Genomic DNA, 19,114 nt, shown 5'->3' on the forward strand with positions numbered 1-19,114 from the left:
GTTGCCATGACCCAAACCCTGACCCTCACCCGCCCGGACGACTGGCATCTGCACCTGCGCGACGGCGCGGCGCTGGCCGCCGTGCTGCCCGACACCGCCCGCCAGTTTGCCCGCGCCATCGTCATGCCCAACCTCAAGCCGCCGGTCACCTCCGTGGCCGACGCCGAAGCCTACCGCGCCCGCATCCTGGCCGCGCTGCCGGCGGGCATGACCTTCGAACCGCTGATGACGCTGTACCTGACCGACCGCACCACCCCGGATGACATCGTCCGCGCCAAGGCCAGCGGCATCGTGCACGGCGTCAAGCTCTACCCGCTGGGTGCCACCACCAATTCCGACGCTGGCGTCAGCGCGCTGGAACACTGTCTGCCGGTGCTGGAAAAAATGGCCGAAGTCGGCCTGCCCTTCCTGCTGCACGGTGAAGTCACCGACCCGGACATCGACATCTTCGACCGCGAAGCCGTGTTCATCGAACGCACCCTGGCCCCACTGATTGCCCGCCTGCCCGAACTGCGCGTGGTGCTGGAGCACATCACCACCGCCCAGGCGGCAGAATTTGTTGCCGGCGCGTCGGCCAATGTGGCCGCCACGCTGACCGCGCACCACCTGCTGATGAACCGCAACGCCATGCTGGTGGGCGGCATCCGCCCACACCACTACTGCCTGCCGGTGCTCAAGCGCGAAACCCATCGCCAGGCACTGCTCAAGGCCGCCACCAGCGGTTCGGCCAAGTTTTTCCTCGGCACCGACAGCGCCCCGCACGCCCGCCATACCAAAGAAGCCGCCTGTGGTTGCGCTGGCATGTACACCGCGCACACCGCGCTGGAGCTGTACGCCGAGGCGTTTGACTCGGTGGGCGCGCTGGACCAGCTGGAAGCCTTCGCCAGCTTCAACGGCCCGGATTTCTACCGCCTGCCGCGCAACACCGATACGGTGACCCTGCGCCGCGAAAGCTGGACCGTACCGGCCACCCTGGCGTATCTGGATGACGCCCCGCTGGTGCCGCTGCGCGCCGGCGAAACGCTGGGCTGGAAGCTGCAGGGCTAAGCGCTGTTTTTAGCGTGGCAAAAGACAACGCCCTGGCGGATTCGCCAGGGCGTTGTGCATGGCAAACCCGCCTGCCGAGGCGCTCAACTGGCGCGTTGAATGATATCCAGCCACAGCACGTCTGGCCGGCACGACACCTGCAGCAGTGGCTGCGGCGCGGGCTGGTTAGCAGCAGCGCGCCAGCTAAAGCGTTGCGCCAGCAAGGCGGCCAGTATGGTAAGCATCATCATCGCCTGGTGCTGGCCCAGGCACACGCGCGGGCCCAGACCAAACGGCAGCCAGTGTGGATGCGTACTGGCGTCGCGCTCGGCAAAGCGCACCGGACAGAACGTGTCTGGCTGGGCAAACGCCTGCGCGTCGTGTTGTGCCAATTGCACCGGCAACAGCAGCAGCGTGCCAGCCGGCAGTTGCCACGGGCCCACTGTAACCGGGCGGATGGCGCAGCGGGTGCTTAACAGCGGTGCAGCCGGGTGCAGGCGCAGGGTTTCTTCCAGTGAGCGGTGCAGCGCGGTCAGCGCTGGCGCATCCGCCGCAGTGGGCACCCGCCCGCGCAGGATGCGGCAGGCTTCGGCGCTGACCTCGGCCTGAATCTCGGGCTGGCGCGCCAGTTCCCACATCCACCAGGCCAATGTCGCGCCAGTGGTTTCGTGCCCGGCCAGCAAGGCGGTCATGCATTCGTCGCGCACGGCGCGCAGCGGCCAGGCGGCTGGATCGGCGCGGTGCAGGCGCAGCCAGCGGCTGAGCAGATCGTCTGGCCAGACATCGTCGGCCAGCGCCAGCCGGGCGTGCAGCTAGCGCTGAATCCACCCATCCAGCCACCGCCGGGCCTGGCGCTTGCCGCGCTTGTGTGGCAGCCAGTCCGGCCAACTGGCTGGCCAGAACAATTCCGCATGGCTGGCGGCCAGCACCGTGCGCACCGCCTGCGCGGCGGTGGGCGCTGCCTCACCCAATTCCAGCGAGAACAACAAGCGGGCCATCACCTCCAGCGTCAGCGTGGCCAGTGCGTGGTCGGCACGCCAGGCGGGATGGGCGCTGGGCCAGCCGGCCAGCGCCTGTTCGGCAGCCTGCGCCATTGCCGGCACAGCATCCTGCGCCGCCTGTCGGGAAAACCCTGCCGCCAGCGCCCGCCGCTTATCGCGCCAGGCCTGGCCTTCGGCAATGAATACGCTATGGCCATACAACTGGCCAAACACCTGCATGCCGCGCGGCCAGCGCGTCAGCGAGTCGTGCTGGTTCACCAGCAGCTCGCGCAGCAAGGCCGGATCGCTGATCACCACCTGATGCAGCGGCCACACGCGCAAATGCACCACCTCGCCATACTCGGTGCGCCATCGCGCCAGGGTTCCCAGCGCATCGCGCGACAAATCGGCCAGCAAACCCCAGCCGCCCAGCCCGGCGCGCGGGCCGGGCGGCCAGTGAGTGGACACAGCATGGGTGGCACCAAAGCGCCAGGGACAACGGGGAGACGCCGACATGATGACCTCCAACGGGCATGAACAGGCCGCCAGTATCGGCAGCGGCCAGCCGCGCGGTCTTGAACGCAAACGACATCAAAGCCAGCCATCGACGTCCATCATTGCCGCGCCTATACTGCCCCGTCATGAGCGCCGATTTCACCGCCTGCCCCAACCCGCTCGCCCGCGCCCCGCGCGCTGGCGGGCGCGCCAGTGTGCTGATTGCTCCGCCCAGCCTGCAAGGCGCGCTCAGCGCCGTGGTGTGCCGCGACACGCGTGGGCTGGCGCTGAACGCCGCGCAAAAGCTCAATCATTTTCCCGCCACCCCGCTGGTGTGTTTGTCGTGGTTTCAGGGCATGGACATCGGCTTGATCGAATCCACCGAGGGCGGCACGCGCTGGCGGCCACTGGATGCTGCGCTGACCTGGTCGGGCAGCCAGTCCCACCCACTGGTCAGTTGGTCGCCCAGCGTGGGGCGCGCCGGCATGGCGTGTTTTCCGGTGGATGTTGCCCACGCGCTATTTGGCGTGGACCCGCACAACCTGCTGGACCGCTTTGCCCCGGCGCAGGCAGTGCTGGACGCCTCGTGGCAAGGCTTGCTGGACGATTTACTGGCCAGCGCCGACGAGTACGCTGCGCTGGCGGCGCTGGAGCGCCATCTGGCCCCACGCTGGCAAGCCCTGCGCCAGCGCGCCGATCCGGCTCCATCGCTGGCGCAGATTGGTCGCCACTGGGTGCAGCGGCTGGCCTGGCAGGCCATGCAATGGCGCGACAGCCACGGCGAACGCCAGATCGAACGGCGCATCAAGCGCTACAGTGGCCGCTCGCTGCGGGAATGGCGCATGCTGGTAAAAACCGAAGGCGCGCTACTTGCCGGCCTGCAACGCCACCACGCCGGCCTGCCGCTGGACCTGGCCGCGCTGGCGCACGACCAAGGTTTTGCCGACCAGGCCCACCTGAGCCGCGCCACCAAGCGCATCACCGGGTTTTCCCCGGCGGAATTCGCCCGGCGGTTTATCGAAGATGAATCGTTCTGGGTGTATCGGTTGTGGGTGTGAGCAAGGCTCAGCGGTAGATTTCGCTGCGCTTGCCCAGGCGCAGCACCAGCACACGCAATACCTGGTCTTCGATTTGGCATATCACCCGCATATCGCCCACCCGATAGCGCCATAGCCCATTCAGCGGCCCTTGCAAGCGCTTGCCCGTGGCGCACGGCGCGTCCTGGCCGACAATATGCGCATCCAGAGAGTCCATGATCCGTCTGGCCACTGGCTTGTCGAGCTTGCGCAAGGCGGTTAACGCGGTCTCGGTGTATTCAACCTTCCTGTCCGAGCTCACGCCGCACCGCCTCTGCGCTGTACACGCGCTCTTGCCCTTGCTGAACGCGCTTGAGCACTTCGGCGGACAGATAATAGTCCTCCATGTCCTCCACGCCCTGGGCGATGATGTCCTGTAACTGCTCGCGCTTGCTGCGCCCGGTGCGCGCCGCCAGCGCTTCGAGACGTTGCTCGATGTCGGGGGTGAGCTCCACTACGGTGCTCATGTGTGCGTTCTCCTGCGGGATTGTGCCGCGCCATCAAGAACATGGAGCGGTTTCTGGCAGTGTATCGCAGTGGGGAGCGAAGGCAAGGAAACAGAGAGGATGGCGCTTCTGTCCAATGAGCGGCTAACTTTAAGAAAAAGGCCGGAAAAAAAGCGCTACGTAAAAAGTGTTGCTGAAAAAGTGCTGACAATCTTGCGCCGTTCTGTTTACAGATGTAAACTGTTTGTATCTTATACCCCGTATATACTGCGTGGTAAGCCTAGTAACGATCTCTCGCAAAAGTACATCGTTACTAGGGTGGTGATTAGTTAAAGAACCTGACTGATCAAGCTATGGCAAAGTTGAGCCAACTGCACATACACTTCAGCGCTTACCAGCTGCTCCAACAGCTGGGCCAATGCACTGATCAGTTGCCAGATTTCATAGATTGAATCGATGGTTCGAAAAAATGCATCGACTTTCGGGCTGAATAAAAACTTGAGTGTCAAATCTACTCCTTAATAGGGGGCTGATGCTAAGGGTTAATGTACCCCTCTGGGACCTAGATTTCAGAGGGATTTTGCGCTTTTTTGAGCACATACCCCAAGTATACTGAGCTTCGCATGTGTCCGACAATCTGCGAGTAGCGCAGATGCCTGACAAATTTTTTGGTAAAGGTCACTGCACTCCCTCTGCGCAACGTTCCAAATCTCGTTTTTTTCCTCTCTTAGCGTAAGTATTTGTAGGTTGTGCTTTATCCTTTCGGTCAGCTCTGCCTTTGTGGCATCGGCGCAACAAGAGTCTTCTTGTGCCATGTATGTCGGCATTCCTTCAAGCATCTTGCGATCCTACTGCTGACTTAACAGCGAGGGTGCCAAACCTCCGCTTCTCGCCTTCCTCCCCCCTCAACACTCAATCCAATTCACCGCCAATCCCCCGCGCGCCGTTTCCTTGTATTTGCTGCTCATGTCCCGGCCCGTGTCGCGCATGGTGCGGATCACCCGATCCAGCGACACATGGTGCTGGCCGTCGCCGCGCAGGGCCATGCGGGCGGCGTTGATGGCCTTGATCGAGGCCATGGCGTTGCGTTCGATGCAGGGCACTTGCACCAGGCCGCCAATCGGGTCGCAGGTCAGGCCCAGATTGTGTTCCATGCCGATTTCGGCGGCGTTTTCCACTTGTTCCGGCGTGCCACCCAGCACTTCGGCCAGCGCGCCGGCGGCCATTGAGCAGGCCGAGCCCACTTCGCCCTGGCAGCCCACTTCGGCACCGGAGATCGAGGCGTTGAGCTTGAACAGGATGCCAATCGCCCCGGCGGTGAGCAGAAAGCGCACCACGCCGTCGGCGTTGGCCCCGGGCACAAAGCGGGTGTAGTAGTGCAGTACGGCAGGGATGATGCCGGCGGCACCGTTGGTGGGGGCGGTGACCACCCGGCCGCCGGCGGCGTTTTCTTCGTTGACTGCCAGCGCGTATAGATTCACCCAGTCCAGCACGGTCAGCGGGTCGCGCAGCGCGGCTTCGGGCGCGGCGCATAGCGTGCGGTAGAGTTCGGCGGCGCGGCGGCGCACATGCATGCCACCGGGCAGCACGCCTTCGCGCTGGCAGCCGCGCGCCACACAGGCTTGCATCACTTCCCATAGCGTCAGCAGGCCGGCGCGCACGCTGGCTTCGTCGCGCCAGGCCAGTTCGTTGGCCAGCATGATCTGGCTGATCGGTTGCTGATGCTCGCGGCACAGCGCCAGCAGTTCGCGCGCGCTGGCAAACGGGTGGCGCAGTTGTTGTGGGCCGGGCGGGGCAAAGCCGCTGGTCAGCGCGGTATCGTCCACCACAAAGCCGCCGCCCACCGAGTAATAGGTGCGCGCGTCCAGCAGCGTGCCGCTGGCGTCGCTGGCTTCGCAGCGCATGGCGTTGGGGTGGTAGGGCAGGCTTTTGCGCTTGTGCAGAATCAGGTGTTCGCGCTCGATAAAGGCAATCGGGTGCTGGCCCAGCAGGCTGAGCTGGCCGCTGGCGCGGATGGCGTCCAGGATGGCCGGGGCGTGGTCGGGGTCGATCAGGTCGGGGCTTTCGCCATGCAGGCCCAGCATCACCGCTGTGTCGCTGCCGTGGCCCTTGCCGGTGGCACCCAGCGAGCCAAACAGCTCGACGCGCACTTGCGCCACGGCGCTCAGGCGGCCATCACGCGCCAGCCGGCTGACAAACTGGCGCGCGGCGCGCATCGGGCCGACGGTGTGCGAGCTGGAGGGGCCGATGCCGATTTTGAACAGGTCGAATACGCTGAGGGCCATGGGGGTGTCCTTGGGGCGGGGATAACGGTTGTTTCGGGGGGGGCTCCGGGGAGCAAAAACCCGTCGGCAGTGGAGTGGCCGGCGTCTGTCCGCCAGTGTAGCGGCTTGGGTGCGGGCTGGGCGCGTGGGGGCGACATGCAGGGTTGGCGATGCGACATGGCTGGCAGAAGGATTGGTGAGCGGCGCTTGGGAAAACGCTGAAAAAATCGTCATTTCCGCGCCGGTTTGAATGCAGGTTATTGATTTTGCTGGGTTTTACTTTTGGCGAAAACGGTTTTTCTGAATCAATCAGCGCGCCCTTAGTATTCCTGCTGCGGTTGCGGGCCGGCCATATTGGCTTGCACCCAGCCATTGCGGCCATTTTGCTTGGCCTGATACATGGCCAGGTCGGCGGCCTTGAGCAGTTCGGCGGGTGCCCGGCCATCGCTGGGCAGGTAGGCAATGCCGATGCTGGCGCTGATCTGATGCTGTCCGGCGGGGGTTTCCACCGGCTGTTGCAGCTGGCTGAGCACCTGCTCGGCCACGGCCACCGCCCGGTGGGCGGTCAGCGGCGGAGCCAGCAGCAGCACAAATTCATCACCGCCCAGCCGGGCCACGGTGTCGTGTGGACCAACGCAGTGGCACAGGCGCAGGGCCACTTCCTGCAGCAGGCGGTCGCCAATTTCGTGGCCGTAGCCGTCGTTGACCGGCTTGAAGCGGTCCAGGTCGATCAGCAGCAGCGCGCCTTCGCCGGGGTGTTCCTGGGTGTGGTTCAGCGCTTCGTACAGCGCGTCGGTCAGCCGGCGGCGGTTGGCCAGGCCGGTCAGCGGGTCGTGCTGGGCCAGCTCGGTCAGCTGGGCTTCGCTGATTTGCAGCCGGGCGTTGGCGTCGGCCAGCTCGCGGGTGCGTTCGGCCACCCGTTGCTCAAGCAATTGCTCAGACTGGCGCAGCGCCGCCACCATGGCTTCTTTGGCGGCCAGGGTTTCGCTTTGCGCCGATTCTTTGTCGGCGCGGGCCAGGTGAATGCGGTCGGCCAGGGCAAACGACAGCAGCAGCATTTCCAGCGCCGAGCCAATCTGGATGGCGTTGGTGGTGAGCATATTGGTGGGCACCCAGCCCAGGTTGCGCATGCCCATCACCACAATGCCAGCCAGCAGCAGCGACCAGGCGATCAAGAACCAGCGCGCCCCCCGGTTGCCGGCGCTCAGGCCAAACAGCGCGGCAAAAATGGTCACCACTGAAAACACAATGCCCTGCAGCGACACCAGAATGGCCACCCACTGATACGGCAGCACCAGCGGGGCCAGCGCCAGCAGGCCAAACATCCAGCCCAGCCCGCTGATGATCCGGTGGTAGCGGGGCGCGGTTTGCCGGGTGTGCAGGAACAGCCGGGTAAACCAGGCCCCAAACAGCCCGCACAGGGCAAAGCCGCTGGGCAGCGCCACATTGCCCCACGCTGGCCAGTCGGGCCACAGATACTGGTTGCCCAGGCCGTTGAGCGAAATCTGGCCAATGGCCATGCACACGGTAAACAGCACATAGGCCAGATAGGCCGGGTCGCGCAGCGACAGGTAAAGCAGCAGGTTGTACAAGGCCAGCGCCAGCAGCATGCCGTAGTACAGTGCCAGCAGGCCATACGCCGACTGGCTGAACACCAGCAGCGAGGGTTCGCTCCACACCATCACCGGCAGGGTGAGGGTGCCTTCGGAACGGACTTGCAGATAGACGGTGGTGGACTGGCCAGGGGCCAGGCGCAAGGGAAACAGAAAGTGCCGGTGCGGATAGGGGCGGTGGGCAAATGGCAGCAGATCACCAGTCTGGTACACCTGCTGGCCGTGCTGGTCGTGCAGATAGGCGGTGACCTGGTCCAGCGCGGGAAACCCCAGCTCCACCAGCCAGGTCTGGGCGCTGCCCTGCGCCGGAGCCTGCAGCGGAATGCGCAGCCAATAGGTGCTGCGCGAATAACCCAGATTAATGTCGTTATTGGCCCCCTCAGCCGGTTTGAAGCGGGCGGCCAGTTCCGGGCGCTGGATATCGCTTAGCCGATATTGGTGTTGTGGGTCTTCCAGCAGGTCGATATGTGCGGTGGCGCGCTGCCCTGGCGCTTGTGCCTCCAGTTGCAGCACACCGCCCGCCGTGGCGGACAGGCTGAACAAAATGGCAAGGCAGAATAACGCTACGCGCAGCAGGCAGGGCATGACGGCTGTTCCAGGTGGGATACCCGCGAGTATCGCGTAATCCTGGCCGGATGGCGACGGGAAAGGGCGCGTTGCGCAGAAGGGTTTGTTGCAGCGTTTTGAATTTAAAGGGGTTTTTGGTGCGGCGGCAGGCTGGGGCTGCGCGGTAAAACAGGCGGTGATGCAGGGGATGGCGCACCCGAGTGGGATCGAACCACTGACCTTCAGCTTCGGAAACTGACACTCTATCCAACTGAGCTACGGGTGCTTGCAAGCAAAAAGCCTGCGAATCATAGCCGATTTATTGCAATCAGTCCAGTTAGCGTCTTTGCCAATCGCCGGGGTTTCCGTATAATTCCCCTATTCTGATTGTCATTATTCTTTCTTTACTTTTTTTATGGGGCAGTAGCCAATGAGTAGCGCAAATAAGGGTAGCTCGTCGGGAGAGATGATTCGCGTCATCCTTTCCGTGCTTGTCTTGGTTGTTCTGAGTGTTTGGCTGCTGGCCAAACTGTTTACCAGCGGCATGGTGGTGGACGCGGAAACCATGTCCAAGGAAGCCATTTCCGCCCGACTGAAGCCGGTGGGTGTGTCGGTGGCCTCCGAAGGTGGCGCGCCGGGCAGCCGCAATGGCGAAACCGTGTACAAGGCCATTTGCGCGTCCTGTCACGCTGCCGGTCTGGCCGGTTCGCCGAAATTTGGCGATGCCGGTGCCTGGGCTGGCCGTATTTCCCAGGGCTTTGACCTGCTGGTCAAGCACGCGGTGGAAGGCATTCGCGGCATGCCGGCCAAGGGCGGTGCCACTGACCTGACCAACGACGAAGTGGCACGCGCCGTGGCCTATATGGGCAACGCAGCAGGCGGCAAGTTCACCGAACCGAAGGTGGAAGGTGCGGCTGGCGGCGACGCCAAGGTGGACCCGGCAGTCAAGGGCAAGGAAATCTACGGCAGCGTCTGCATGGCCTGCCATGACACCGGCGCGGCTGGCGCACCGAAAATGGGTGACAAGGCCGCCTGGGCTCCGCGTATCGGCAAGGGGCTGGATGGTCTGGTGGCTTCCGCCACCAAGGGCCTGAACGCCATGCCGCCCAAGGGTGGCTACTCTGGCAGCGATGCCGAGTTCCGCGCTGCCGTGGAATACATCGTTGGCAACTCCAAGTAATCTTTCCCTGGCCTGCTGACCGGCCAGCCAGATATAACGGATGCCCCACCACACCCCCGTGCCTGCTGGCCGGGGGTGTGGCGTTTTCAGCGTTCAGCCAACCGGCAAAGCCAACAAAAAAACGGCGTGCCCCAGGCACGCCGTTCAATGCAACACCCACACACGGTGGATTTAGCGGTCGAGACCGCCCACCAGCAGATACTTCACTTCCAGGTAGTCATCCATGCCAAAGTGCGAGCCTTCGCGGCCCAGGCCGGATTGCTTCACCCCGCCAAACGGCGCGGCTTCGTTGGAGATAATCCCGGTGTTGATGCCGATCATGCCGTATTCCAGCTGTTCGGCCACCCGCCAGATGCGGCCAATATCGCGGCTGTAGAAGTAGCTGGCCAGGCCAAATTCGGTGTCGTTGGCCATGGCCACCACGTCGGCTTCGCTGTCAAACTTGAACAGCGGGGCCAGCGGGCCAAAGGTTTCTTCCTTGGCCACTTTCATCGCCTGGGTCACCCCGGTGATGATGGTCGGCTCAAAGAAGCTGCCGCCCAGTGCATGGCGCTTGCCACCCGCCACCAGCGTGCCGCCCTTGGCCAGTGCATCGGCAATGTGTTCTTCCACCTTGCTCACAGCCTTGCTGTCGATCATCGGGCCTTGGGTAATGCCAGCCTCCAGGCCATTGCCCACCTTCAGCTGGGCCACGGCGGCGGCAAATTTCTCGGCAAAGGCGTCGTACACGCCCGCCTGCACGTACAGGCGGTTGGCGCACACGCAGGTTTGCCCGGCGTTGCGATATTTGGAAATCATCGCGCCTTCGACTGCTGCGTCGAGGTCGGCGTCGTCAAACACGATGAATGGCGCGTTGCCGCCCAGCTCCATCGACACTTTTTTCACCGTCTGCGCGCATTGGGCAATCAGTTCGCGGCCAATTTCGGTCGAGCCGGTAAACGAAAACTTGCGCACGATCGGGCTGGCGGTCAGCTCGCCGCCAATGGCGGCTGCCGAGCCGGTGACCACGCTGAACACGCCAGCCGGCACGCCGGCGCGTTCGGCCAGCACAGCAATGGCCAGTGCCGACAGCGGGGTTTGCGATGCCGGCTTGACCACAATCGGGCAGCCTGCCGCCATGGCCGGACCGGCCTTGCGGGTGATCATCGCGTTGGGGAAATTCCACGGGGTGACGGCGGCGCACACACCGATCGGTTCTTTCAGCACCACCACGCGCTTGTCGGCCTGGTGGGTGGGGATGGTGTCGCCGTACACGCGCTTGCCTTCTTCGGCGTACCATTCCAGATAACTGGCCCCGTAGGCAATTTCGCCCTTGGCTTCGGCCAGCGGCTTGCCCTGTTCGGCGGTCAGAATCACCGCCAGGTCTTCCTGGGCGGCCATCATCAGCTCAAACCAGCGGCGCAGAATCACGCTGCGTTCTTTGGCCGGCTTGCGCTTCCAGGCTGGCCAGGCGCGTTCGGCGGCTTCGATGGCGCGGCGGGTTTCCGCTGCGCCCATTTTCGGCACGCGTGCCACCAGCTCGCCGGTGGCCGGATTGGTGACGTCCAGGGTGGCACCGTTGTCGGCATCCACCCAGGCACCGTCGATATAACACTGCTGGCGCAGCAGTTCAGGGTCTTTCAGATTCAGCATGGCGGGGTTTCCGGTCAGGACAGACAAGCGGCCCGCCACAGGGCGGGCCGTCAGGCAGCAACAATCAGGCGGCGGCGTGGCGCAGGGCGGCTTCCATGATGCCCAGTGCTTCGTCGAACACGGCGTCTTCGATGGTCAGCGGGAACAGGAAGCGCATCACGTTATAGTACATGCCGCAGGTCAGCAGGATCAGGCCGTGCTGCAGCGCGTACTGCTGGGCTTTCTTGGTAAAGTCGGCGTCCGGGGTGTGGGCGCCCGGCTGCATGAATTCCACTGCCACCATCGCGCCCTGGCCGCGAGCTTCGACGATGTGCGGAATATCGGCCTTCAGGCTGTTCAGCTTGGCTTTCAGCTTGTCGCCCAGCAGCTGTGCGCGTTCGCACAGTTTTTCTTCGGTAATCAGGTCGATCACCGCTTCGGCTGCCGCCAGCGCCAGCGGGCTGCCGGCGTAGGTGCCGCCCAGGCCGCCAGGGGCCGGGGCGTCCATGATTTCGGCGCGGCCAGTCACTGCCGACAGCGGATAGCCGCCCGCCAGCGATTTGGCCATGGTCATCAGGTCCGGAATCACCCCGGTGTGGTCCATGGCAAACATTTTGCCAGTACGGGCAAAACCGGATTGCACTTCGTCGGCCACCAGCAGGATGCCGTGTTCGTCGCACACCTTGCGCAGCGCGGCCAGGAAGCTGTTCGGGGTGACATTGAAGCCACCTTCACCCTGCACCGGCTCGATGACAATGGCTGCCACGCGTTTCGGGTCGATATCACACTTGAACAGCTTTTCCAGGCCCTTCAGCGCGTCTTCTTCGCTCACACCATGCAGCGGGTTCGGGTACGGCGCGTGAAACACGTCGGACGGGAACGGGCCAAAGCCCAGTTTGTACGGAGCCACCTTGCCGGTCAGCGCCAGGGTCATGTTGGTACGGCCATGGTAGCCGCCAAAGAAGGTGATGATGCCCGGACGGCCCGTGTAGCTGCGGGCAATTTTCACCGCGTTTTCCACGGCTTCGGCACCGGTGGTGAAAAAAGCGGTTTTCTTGGCGTGGCTGCCCGGGGTGATGGCGTTGAGTTTTTCCGCCACCGACACATACAGCTCATAGGGCACCACCTGGTAGCAGGTGTGGCTGAACTTTTCCGCCTGGGCGGCCACGGCAGCGGCCACTTTTTCATTCAGGTGGCCGGTGTTCAATACCCCGATGCCGCCGGCAAAGTCGATGTAACGACGGCCTTCGATATCCCAGACTTCGGCGTTCTTGGCATGGTCGGCGTAAAAGCCGCACATCACGCCCACGCCACGCGGGGTGGCGGCGTCTTTGCGTTGTTGCAGGCTGGCGTTGGTGGTGGTGCTCATTGTGTGGGTTCTCCCGTGTGGCGGCGTTGCCGCCCCATGACATACGTTAATGGATGGTTGCCCGGAGCCTTGACATGCAAAAAGGCTCATGCCGCCTGAGGCGGTCTGCGGATAGTCTGCCGGCAACTGCCAGCGATTCCCTCTTCAAAACGGTGCTGCTTGCCGGGGCGGCGCTGATCTGCCTGCACCCTCCCGGCCATTTCATCCTGTGGTGGCGCTAGCGTCCACTGACAATCTGCGCATAATCCCTGGCCCAGCTGCTATACGGCATGCAGCGCGGCTGGCTGCGGCAATTGGCCTGCGGCGTGCGCCAGAAATGCAGCTCGGCAAAGCGGCCATAGTCGTTGTTGCGGCATACCGGGCTGCCTGCCGGGGCCGGGTGCCGGCACGCGGCTGGCGTGGCCGGGTTGGCCCCAAACCACTCGGCAACCGCAATCTGCACCGCTGGCCGCAGCGCGTAATTCATCCACTGATAAGCGCACACCGGGTGCGCCGCCTGACGGTGCAGCATCAGCGAATCGGCCCAACCAGTGGCCCCTTCCCTGGGCAGCACGGCCCTGACTGGCGCGCCCTGGCTGCGCAAGGCATTGGCGGTATAGCTCCAGCCGCTGCTGACTGCCAGGCCGCCCTGGCGAAAATCTTTGACTTGCTGTTCGGGGTCCGACCAGTAGCGCTGCACCCGCTCGCGTTGCCGGCGCAACAGCTGCAGCACGTCGGCGTATTGCTCGGGCGACAGCTCATAAGGGTCGACAATGCCCAATGCCGGGCGCTGCTTCATCAAGTACAGCGCTGCTTCGGCAATCGCCATCGGCCCGTGATACATCTGCACCCGACCCTGATTGCTCTGGCCGTCGGCCAAGGTCTGTGCTTCAAACAGCGCCGCCCAGCTATTGGGCGGCTGCGGATACAGCCGGGTGTCGTAGAGCAGCACATTCGGCCCCCACAGAAACGGCACCCCGTATACCTTGTCGGCCACATTCAGCCACGGCCCCTGGCGCAAGCGGGCGTCGATGCTTTCCCAGCCGATAATCCGGATCGGGTTGATTGCGGCCACCTTGTTGGCGAACACCAGCCGCAGGCTGGCATCGCCAGACGCGGTAACCAGATCGTGGCCGCCCTGCATCATCAGGTTGACCATCTCGTCCGAGTTCAGCGCCGTGCGCACGCTCACCTTGCAGCCGGTTTCCTGCTCGAACGGCGTCACCCAATCGTAGCGGGCGTCATTCTGGCCGCGCTCCATATAGCCCGGCCAGGCGATGATCTTCAATACGCCTTCGCCTGCCTGTGCGCTGCCCAATGCCCCCAGCAGCCCAATACCCAGCCAGCCGAGCATCTGCCTGATCCTGCGCATGGTTTTTGCTCCGTGATTCGCTTGATCTGGCTACTATCACGGAATTCCCGCTGGCTGCCAAGCGGCAATCCGGCCGGATTTGATTCATGCCAGATGCCCCCGCCGGCCAGGCCGGCACAGGCCAGTCAGTGGGTCAAGCGTGCTGACCCGAATGCTCCTGATTGTAGGCGTGCGTTTAAGAAAACGCCACAGTAAATCATAAAAATTTAAACACTCGGTGCAGCAGGTGTTCAAACCACGCGACAGAACGCCAGCCCAGATTCCGCCCCGGCTTTTTTTGCCATATTCCCGCACGCATAGTGCTTATCCACCGCCGCCACTGCCAGACGCCAGCAGGCTTGTGCTACCTTGATTTCATGCCTTGTTCCGAGTATTTGCACCATGATAGCCCGACCGATCCACTTCTATTTTCGCGGCAGCCTGCACCAGATCGCCGGCCCTTCGCCCACCCGCACTGTGCTGCAATACCTGCGTGAAGACCTGCGCCAGACCGGCAGCAAGGAAGGCTGCGCCGAGGGCGATTGCGGTGCCTGCACCGTGGCGCTGGGCGAGCTGGACGCCCATGGCACGCTGCGCCTGCGCGCAGTAAACGCCTGCATCCAGTTTTTGCCGGCGCTGGACGGTAAGGCATTGTTCACCGTCGAAGACCTGGCCGACGCCGACGGCCTGCATCCGCTGCAACAGGCGCTGATCGACCACCACGGCGCGCAGTGCGGCTTTTGCACGCCGGGCTTTGCCATGTCGCTGTTTGCCCACTATCAGCAACAGCCGGCCTGCCCCAGCCGCGCCGAGCTGGAAGACTGCCTGTCGGGCAATCTGTGCCGCTGCACCGGCTACCGGCCCATTATCGACGCCGCTCAGGCCGCCTGGCAGGTGCCGCGCCGCGCATGGGACAGCGCACCAATAGAAGCTGCCCTGCGCCAGCTGGCAGCGCTGCCACCACTGCATTACCGCGCCACCGACGGCAGCGAAAGCTTCAGCCCGCGCAGCCTGGCCGAGCTGGCGGCGCTGCGGCTGGCGCGGCCCGAGGCGCGGCTGGTGGCCGGTGGCACCGACGTGGGCCTGTGGGTGACCAAGCAGGGCCGCGCGCTGGGCGCGCTGATTCAATTGGGCGCGGTGACTGAACTGAAACAGATTGCCGAGGTGGACGGCCAGCTGGAAATCGGCGCCGCCGCGCCGCTGCACGACGCCTTTGCCGCGCTCAGCCAGTGGACGCCGCACTGGGCCGAGCTGGCGCGCCGCTTTGCTTCCACCCCGGTCAAGCACGCCGGCACGCTGGGCGGCAATATTGCCAATGGCTCGCCGATTGGTGACAGCATGCCGGCACTGATTGCCCTGGGTGCCACGCTGCGCCTGCAACGCGGCGACGTGTGCCGCGAGCTGGCGCTGGAAGATTTTTACCTGGCGTATCAGCGCACCGCGCTGGCCGAGGGTGAATTTGTCCGCGCCGTGCGCGTGCCGCGCCCGCTGGGCGAGTTCCGCAGCTATAAAGTGGCCAAGCGCCACGACCAGGATATTTCCGCCGTGGCCGCCGGCATGCAGCTGCACACCAACGCCACTGGCCAAGTGACCTTGGCGCGGCTGGCCTACGGCGGCATGGCCGCCACCCCGCGCCGCGCCGCGCAGGCCGAGGCCGCCTTGCTGGGCGCGCCGTGGAATGCCGCCAGCGTGCGCGCCGCCATGGCTGCGCTGGAGGGTGATTTTCAGCCGCTGAGCGACGCCCGCGCCAGCGCCGACTACCGCCGCCATGTCGCCGCGCAATTGCTGTGGCGCTTCTGGCTGGACAGCCAGGGCCAGCGCGAGCACCGGCTGGATGCGCTGGCCCCGATTGGCCTGGAGGGCTGCTGACATGCGCGCCGACACCCGACCCACGCCAGTAGGCCATGCCCTGCCGCACGAAAGCGCCGCGCTGCACGTCAGCGGTGCCGCCCAGTATCTGGACGACCAGCCCGAGCTGGCCGGCACCCTGCACGCCGCCATTGGCCAAGCCCCGTGTGCGCATGGCCGCCTGCGCGCCTTGCAGCTGGACGCAGTGCGCGCCGCGCCTGGCGTGCGCGCCGTGCTCACCGCGGCGGACATTCCCGGCGAGAACAATTGCGGCCCCATCCTGCACGACGACCCGCTGCTGGCCGGCGAGGAAGTACAGTTTTATGGCCAGCCGCTGTTTGTGGTGGCCGCCGACAGCCGCGAGCAGGCGCGTCAGGCGGCGCGGCTGGCGCAGATCGACATCGAGCCCTTGCCAGCGCTGCTCGACATCGACAGCGCAGTGGCCGCCGAATCCTGGGTGCTGCCGCCGTTTGACATGCGCCGGGGCGAGGTGGATGCCGCCTTTGCCGCCGCGCCGCACCAGCTTTCTGGCCGGGCGCGGCTGGGTGGGCAGGAGCATTTTTATCTGGAAGGGCAGATTTCCTACGCCCAGCCAGGCGACGACGACAGCCTGCACGTCTGGTGCTCCACCCAGCACCCCAGCGAGATGCAACAGCTGATTGCCCACGCGCTGGGCTGGCGCGCGCATCAGGTGACGGTCAGCTGCCGGCGCATGGGCGGGGCGTTTGGCGGCAAAGAATCGCAATCGGCGCAATGGGCCTGCCTGGCGGCGCTGCTGGCGGTGCGCACTGGCCGGCCAGTCAAGCTGCGGCTGGACCGCGACGAGGACATGAGCGCCACCGGCAAGCGCCATGGCTTTCAGTATCAATGGCAGGCGGCGTTTGCCGACGATGGCCGGCTGGCCGGGCTGAAGCTGGAGATGGCCTCGCACTGCGGGTTTTCGGCGGATTTGTCTGGCCCGGTCAACGACCGCGCCATCTGTCATCTGGACAATGCCTATTATCTGGATGCGCTGGCGCTGCGCAGCCTGCGCTGCAAAACCCACACCGTGTCCAACACCGCGTTTCGCGGCTTTGGCGGCCCGCAGGGCATGTTTTTGATTGAAACCGTGCTGGACGACATCGCCCGCCATTTGCAGCTCGACCCGCTGGCGGTGCGTCAGGCCAATTTTTACGACAGCGAGCCGGGCGGCGCGCGCAGCATCACCCACTACGGCATGCCAGTCACCGACAATATCGCCCCGGCGCTGGTGGCCGAGCTGGCCGAGCGCTGCCAGTATGCCCAGCGTCGCCAGGCGATTGCCGAATTCAACGCCGGCAGCGCCACGCTCAAGCGCGGCCTGGCGCTGACCCCGGTGAAGTTTGGCATTTCGTTTAACGCCACCCACTTCAACCAGGCCGGCGCGCTGGTGCATGTGTACACCGACGGCACCGTGCTGGCCTCACACGGCGGCACCGAAATGGGTCAGGGCTTGTACACCAAGATTCGCCAGATCGTCGCTGGCGAATTTGGCCTGCCGCTGGCCGATGTGCGGCTGGCCGCCACCGACACCAGCCGGGTGTCCAACACCTCGGCCACCGCCGCCTCCAGCGGCACCGACCTCAACGGCAAGGCGGCGCAGGCGGCGTGCCAGCAAATTAAGGCGCGGCTGGCGGCGCTGATGGTCGAGCTGGCTGGCGGCGGCAGCGCTGATTCGGTGATTTTTGCCGATGGCCAGGTGCGGCTGGCGGACTTCAGCCTGCCGTTTGCCGAGCTGGCCATGCGCGCCTACCGCGCACGGGTGCAGCTGTGGGACAGCGGGTTTTACCGCACGCCGGACATTCATTTTGACCCGGTCAGCAAGCTGGGCCGACCATTTTATTACTTTGCCTACGGCGCCGCCGCCTGCGAAGTGGCCATCGACACGCTGACCGGCGAAAGCCGGGTGCTGCGCGCCGACCTGCTGCACGACGTGGGGCAATCCATTAATCCGGCGCTGGACATCGGCCAGATTGAAGGCGGCTTTGTGCAGGGCCTGGGCTGGCTGACCAGCGAAGAACTGCACTGGCGCGCCGACGGCAAGCTGATGACCCACGCGCCGTCCACCTACAAAATCCCCACTGCGGCGGATGTGCCGGCGGTGTTCAATGTGGCGCTGTACGCCAACGCCAACCGCGAAGACAGCATTCACCGCAGCAAGGCGGTGGGCGAGCCGCCGTTCATGCTGGCGCTGGCGGTGTTTTTTGCCCTGCGCGACGCGGTGGCCGCCGCCCTGCCAGTGGGCGCGTCGGTGCAGCTGGATGCGCCGGCCACGCCAGAAGCCATTGTGCGTGCGCTGCGCGCCGGGAGCGGCGCATGCGCTGGCTGAACGCGCTGCTGGATGGCCTGGCCGCCGGCGAAGCCATGGTGTGGATCAGCGTGGCGCGCGTGCGCGGCTCCGGCCCGCGCGAGGTGGGCGCCAGCATGGTGGTCAGCGCACACAGCCAGGCCGACACCATTGGCGGCGGCCATCTGGAATGGCAGGCCATCGCCCAGGCGCGCCAACTGCTGGGCCAGCCGCGCCCGGCTGCCCGCGTCAGCCGCTACAATCTGGGCGCGCGGCTGGGTCAGTGCTGCTGCGGCGTGGTGTGGCTGCTGTTTGAAGTGATTCCCGCCGGTGCGCTGGCCGACTGGCAGGCGCGCGCCGCCCAATTGGCCACCGGCCAGGCGCTGTGGCGCGAACTGCACGCCGGCGAAGCCGCCTCGCGCTGGCGCTTGGCTGCGCCCACTGAGGCCAGCAGCGCGCTGGATGGCGATGAGCACCACTGGCGCTGGCACCAGCGGCTGGCGCGCGCGCCGTTTCCGGTGTGGCTGTTTGGTGCCGGCCATGTGGCGCAGGCGCTGGTGACGCAACTGCGCCTGCTACAGGCGCAAGTGCGCTGGATCGACCCGCGCGACGACGCCTTTGCCGGGCTGGATCTTACCGGGGTGGACGCGCGGGTGTGCGACGACCCGGCCAGCGAGGTGGCCGAAGCGCCGCCGGGGTGTTTTTATCTGGTGATGACCCACAGCCACGCGCTGGATTTTGCCCTGTGCCAGGCCATCTTTGCCCGCCGCGACGCGGCGTATTTTGGCCTGATCGGCTCGAGCAGCAAACGCGCCAGTTTTGAGCAAAAGCTGCTGGCGCGCGGGCTGGATGCCGCCCGGCTAGACGAGCTGACTTGCCCGATTGGCATTGCCGGCATCACCGACAAACAGCCGGCGGCGATTGCGCTGGCCGTTGCCGCGCAGATGGTGCAGCTGCACAATGCACGCCAATGGCTGAATCAGGCACATCCGCTGAGTCAGCCGACTGTTTCTTATCCGGAGTAA

General features: G+C 64.9%; 16 protein-coding genes and 1 tRNA gene. 6 read left to right on the forward strand and 11 right to left on the reverse strand.

Annotation, left to right across the window (positions count from 1 at the left end):
- Nucleotides 1-6 precede the first annotated feature (6 nt).
- Nucleotides 7-1,047, forward strand: coding sequence for a dihydroorotase (gene pyrC, locus BXU06_RS13445; protein ID WP_077300638.1), 1,041 nt, complete (start codon nucleotides 7-9; stop codon nucleotides 1,045-1,047).
- Between the two features lie 83 nt (nucleotides 1,048-1,130).
- Here pyrC and BXU06_RS18660 read toward each other — a convergent pair whose 3' ends face one another.
- Both BXU06_RS18660 and BXU06_RS18665 read right to left on the reverse strand, forming a co-directional pair.
- Nucleotides 1,131-1,733, reverse strand: coding sequence for a cytochrome P450 (locus tag BXU06_RS18660; protein ID WP_374754317.1), 603 nt, complete (start codon nucleotides 1,731-1,733; stop codon nucleotides 1,131-1,133).
- Nucleotides 1,734-1,838: 105 nt separating this feature from the next.
- Nucleotides 1,839-2,522, reverse strand: a complete 684-nt coding sequence (locus BXU06_RS18665) for a cytochrome P450 (protein WP_216352479.1) — start codon at nucleotides 2,520-2,522, stop codon at nucleotides 1,839-1,841.
- Nucleotides 2,523-2,647: 125 nt separating this feature from the next.
- On the opposite strand from BXU06_RS18665, the gene BXU06_RS13455 reads away from it, so the two are divergent.
- Nucleotides 2,648-3,559, forward strand: coding sequence for a helix-turn-helix domain-containing protein (locus tag BXU06_RS13455; RefSeq protein ID WP_077300641.1), 912 nt, complete (start codon nucleotides 2,648-2,650; stop codon nucleotides 3,557-3,559).
- Between the two features lie 7 nt (nucleotides 3,560-3,566).
- Here the strand turns inward: BXU06_RS13455 and BXU06_RS13460 are convergent, their stop codons facing one another.
- The 6 genes from BXU06_RS13460 to BXU06_RS13485 all read right to left on the reverse strand — a co-directional run bounded on the left by BXU06_RS13460 (nucleotide 3,567) and on the right by BXU06_RS13485 (nucleotide 8,732).
- Nucleotides 3,567-3,839: a type II toxin-antitoxin system RelE/ParE family toxin gene (locus BXU06_RS13460; RefSeq protein WP_077300644.1), complete on the reverse strand. Its 273-nt coding sequence runs from the start codon at nucleotides 3,837-3,839 to the stop codon at nucleotides 3,567-3,569.
- Nucleotides 3,817-4,044, reverse strand: coding sequence for a TraY domain-containing protein (locus BXU06_RS13465; RefSeq protein WP_077300647.1), 228 nt, complete (start codon nucleotides 4,042-4,044; stop codon nucleotides 3,817-3,819). The genes BXU06_RS13460 and BXU06_RS13465 overlap by 23 nt, the downstream gene beginning before the upstream one ends.
- A gap of 308 nt (nucleotides 4,045-4,352) precedes the next feature.
- Nucleotides 4,353-4,532, reverse strand: a complete 180-nt coding sequence (locus BXU06_RS13470) for a hypothetical protein (protein WP_077300650.1) — start codon at nucleotides 4,530-4,532, stop codon at nucleotides 4,353-4,355.
- 396 nt (nucleotides 4,533-4,928) lie between these two features.
- Nucleotides 4,929-6,308 (reverse strand): L-serine ammonia-lyase, encoded by a 1,380-nt coding sequence (locus BXU06_RS13475; protein WP_077300653.1) that lies wholly within the window; start codon nucleotides 6,306-6,308, stop codon nucleotides 4,929-4,931.
- A gap of 299 nt (nucleotides 6,309-6,607) precedes the next feature.
- The gene (locus BXU06_RS13480; RefSeq protein WP_077300656.1) at nucleotides 6,608-8,485 is read right to left on the reverse strand and encodes a diguanylate cyclase; all 1,878 of its coding nucleotides are present in this window, start codon (nucleotides 8,483-8,485) and stop codon (nucleotides 6,608-6,610) included.
- Between the two features lie 170 nt (nucleotides 8,486-8,655).
- Nucleotides 8,656-8,732 (reverse strand) — tRNA-Arg (locus BXU06_RS13485).
- 144 nt (nucleotides 8,733-8,876) lie between these two features.
- Between BXU06_RS13485 and BXU06_RS13490 the strand changes: the two genes are divergently transcribed.
- Entirely contained in the window at nucleotides 8,877-9,626 is a 750-nt protein-coding gene (locus BXU06_RS13490) for a cytochrome c5 family protein (protein WP_077300658.1), read from the forward strand.
- 171 nt (nucleotides 9,627-9,797) lie between these two features.
- On the opposite strand, the gene gabD is transcribed toward BXU06_RS13490, so the two are convergent.
- The 3 genes from gabD to BXU06_RS13505 form a co-directional block, all read right to left on the reverse strand.
- Nucleotides 9,798-11,258 (reverse strand): NADP-dependent succinate-semialdehyde dehydrogenase, encoded by a 1,461-nt coding sequence (gene gabD, locus BXU06_RS13495; RefSeq protein WP_077300661.1) that lies wholly within the window; start codon nucleotides 11,256-11,258, stop codon nucleotides 9,798-9,800.
- 64 nt (nucleotides 11,259-11,322) lie between these two features.
- Nucleotides 11,323-12,606: a 4-aminobutyrate--2-oxoglutarate transaminase gene (gabT, locus tag BXU06_RS13500; RefSeq protein WP_077300664.1), complete on the reverse strand. Its 1,284-nt coding sequence runs from the start codon at nucleotides 12,604-12,606 to the stop codon at nucleotides 11,323-11,325.
- 217 nt (nucleotides 12,607-12,823) lie between these two features.
- A complete protein-coding gene (locus BXU06_RS13505; RefSeq protein WP_077300667.1) occupies nucleotides 12,824-13,957 on the reverse strand; it encodes an ABC transporter substrate-binding protein in 1,134 nt (377 codons plus the stop codon).
- A gap of 381 nt (nucleotides 13,958-14,338) precedes the next feature.
- Between BXU06_RS13505 and xdhA the strand changes: the two genes are divergently transcribed.
- The 3 genes from xdhA to xdhC are packed head-to-tail and all read left to right on the forward strand — an operon-like array spanning nucleotide 14,339 to nucleotide 19,114.
- Nucleotides 14,339-15,805 (forward strand): xanthine dehydrogenase small subunit, encoded by a 1,467-nt coding sequence (gene xdhA, locus BXU06_RS13510; RefSeq protein WP_077300670.1) that lies wholly within the window; start codon nucleotides 14,339-14,341, stop codon nucleotides 15,803-15,805.
- Between the two features lies 1 nt (nucleotide 15,806).
- Complete coding sequence (gene xdhB / locus BXU06_RS13515) at nucleotides 15,807-18,131, forward strand: xanthine dehydrogenase molybdopterin binding subunit (protein WP_077300673.1); 2,325 nt, start codon at nucleotides 15,807-15,809, stop codon at nucleotides 18,129-18,131.
- Nucleotides 18,119-19,114, forward strand: a complete 996-nt coding sequence (xdhC, locus tag BXU06_RS13520; protein WP_077300676.1) for a xanthine dehydrogenase accessory protein XdhC — start codon at nucleotides 18,119-18,121, stop codon at nucleotides 19,112-19,114. The genes xdhB and xdhC overlap by 13 nt, the downstream gene beginning before the upstream one ends.

Source organism: Aquaspirillum sp. LM1, from assembly GCF_002002905.1.
Taxonomy (GTDB): Bacteria; Pseudomonadota; Gammaproteobacteria; order Burkholderiales; family Aquaspirillaceae; genus Rivihabitans.